Raw genomic sequence first — 2,374 nt, 5'->3', positions numbered from 1 at the left:
GGGGAAAAGGACAGGCGTCCGGGCCGGTGGGCTCCGGAAACACGGCTGCCCGCCGTCCCCGGGCTTCGGTGGGGACGCGCGGGCAGAAGGCTCCTGTAGGAGAACCCTCGTTTCGAACAGTTCATCTCTCAGCTCCACCTGGACCGGGACTTCGAGGACCGGATGGGGAACGCCTTTTCTGGGATTCCTACCGGGTCCTCAACTTCGTCGTGGATCTTCCACTCCGGATGGATCCCTTCCTTCCTCCACCTGAGAGTGATATCCACCCCCGGAACGGTGGGGCACCTTCGCGCTCGTTGAGTCCCAGAACGCGGACGAAGAAATAGCGCGCCGTAACGAAATCGGTGACAACGCTCATGAGAGCTACAAGCGAAGGCAGAAGCGCCGTGTCCTCAACCGCTTGAGCCGGGGGCTCGTGGTACCCAGGCGATAGGGTTGAGTCCATTATCAAGAACTTGGCCTGGATTGATGTCAGTAGTTGAGCCGGAAAACATGGACATTGGCGGACGTCGCGTCCGCCTCTGTCCATGCAACGAGTGGCTGCCCATTGGCGTCCATCGAGACGGAAGGGCCAAAGGCAGGGGTGCCGCTGGCCGTCAGTGCGCTGAGCGGCATTCCCATGGGCTTCCATGAGGAGTCAACCCAACGGCTGACAAGAATGCTGCGTTCAGACGCCGTGACACCGCTCCAGGCAAGGACATGTGGAGTGCCTGCACCCAGTGCGAGGCTGGGCGAATTGTTCCCCGTAGAACCGTTGCTGGCGAGCGTGGGGGTGCTCCAGTCACTTCCTTCCCACCGCGCCCAATAAAGCATGTCATCCGTTTCCGTCTGGGTTGGCGATTGTACCCACGACACCCAGGGGCGCTGCGTCGCATCCACTGCGGCCGAAAGCGCTCGTACGTCTGTTCCAAGCGTTGTTCCGCCGAGGAGAGATACGTCGTTGGCGAGAACGGCCACACCTCTGCGTGAGGCTGTGTCGTCGTAGACCGAATAGGCAGTGAAGATGCTCGTGCCGGACGCGGCTACTGAGATGCCGTCCGCATTGAAATGGTTGGCGGGTTGGTTAGGGTTCAGGTCGATCCATGCCGAGCCTGATGATGGAAGCTTGAACCCACGGACCTTCGAGTTGTTTCCATCGTGCTGGGTGGCATGGAAGACAAGGTCTTCGTTGGCTCCGACGACGAGCCGCGCCTGCATGGCGTATTCTTGCGAACTGGAGACCAGCGGAATGGATGGCAATGAAGTCCAGGTGCTTCCCGTCCACCGACGCGCGAACACGTCTCGGCCCTGGCCATCGCCAGTGGCCTCATCCCAGACGACGACCGGGCGGTTGGAGGCGTCGATTGCCAGGTCGGGCCTCGCTGCATCTGTTCCAAGCGCAGTCAGACCGCTCAGCGGCGCACCCAACATGTCCCAGGCCGTACCGGACCACCTGGCAACGTAGATGTTCCGGGTCGAGCCATCGGGTTCCGACCAGGCAATGACAGGTCGACCCTCGCGGTCCACCTTCAATACGACGTCTTCGGCCGACGTCCTGCCAGCCACCGCGCTGATGGCTCCACCGAGAGGAAGCCAGGAAGGAGCCGTGAACTTCCAGGTCGGAGCGGTCTGCACTCCGTTACCTGCCAGATCCGTGGTGTTGCTCACGAGTAGCGTGAGATCAACGGAGATGGTGTCTGGAGCCACCAGGGGAACGCTCGGAGTGACAGTCAACACCTGGCTGTCCGCAGAGAGCGCCACCGATTTGGGTATGGCTACACCCGCGCCCGTCTTGAGCCCGACCGCCGCCTCCGTCACCGAGAGGGGGTTCATGGGCTCACTGAAGGTGACCTGGATGGCCTCGTGGACGCCCACCGTGGCCGCATCCCGGGCCGGCAGGAAGGACGCCACGGTGGGCGCGGTCCGGTCGACGATGACCGTCCTCGGCGTGCTGGTGAAGACCGCTCCTCCCCGGGTTGCGCGGATGGACAGTTGGTACGTGCCCTCGGCCTCGGAGGTGGTGTCCCAGGTGAACGAATAGGGGCTCCCCGTGGGCTTCACGAGCACCGTCGTGTCCTTCAGGATTTCCACCTGCTCCGCCGCGCCGCCTTCCACCGTGAACTGGAGGAGCAGGGGGCCTCGCGTGTATGCCTTGCCGGGCGTGGGCACGACCCAGTTCACCACCAGGTCTCCGGGCTTCCCGACCGTCACTGCCACCGTGGCCTGCTTCGTGACCGTGCCGCTCTTGCCCTGGAGCGTCAGCGTGTAGGCACCGGGCACCGTGCCTGCCCCCACGCGGATGCTCAGGGTCGCGCGCGTTTCTCCCTTGGGCAGGGTGAATGCCTGGAGCTCGATGCCCGCGGGCGGGGACACCAGGCTCCAGGTGACGGCACCT

General features: G+C 63.7%; 1 protein-coding gene. It reads right to left on the bottom strand.

The annotated features are described in order from the left end of the window. Positions 1 to 471: 471 nt before the first annotated feature. The coding region (locus ACLEQD_RS41495; protein ID WP_410391429.1) for an Ig-like domain-containing protein at positions 472 to 2,374 on the bottom strand (1,903 nt) is incomplete at its 5' end.

The sequence above is a fragment of the Corallococcus sp. 4LFB genome, assembly GCF_046520365.1.
GTDB lineage: Bacteria > Myxococcota > Myxococcia > Myxococcales > Myxococcaceae > Corallococcus > Corallococcus caeni.
Note: the sequence above shows the minus strand (reverse complement) of the source record. Positions and strands in the feature narration are given on the sequence as shown.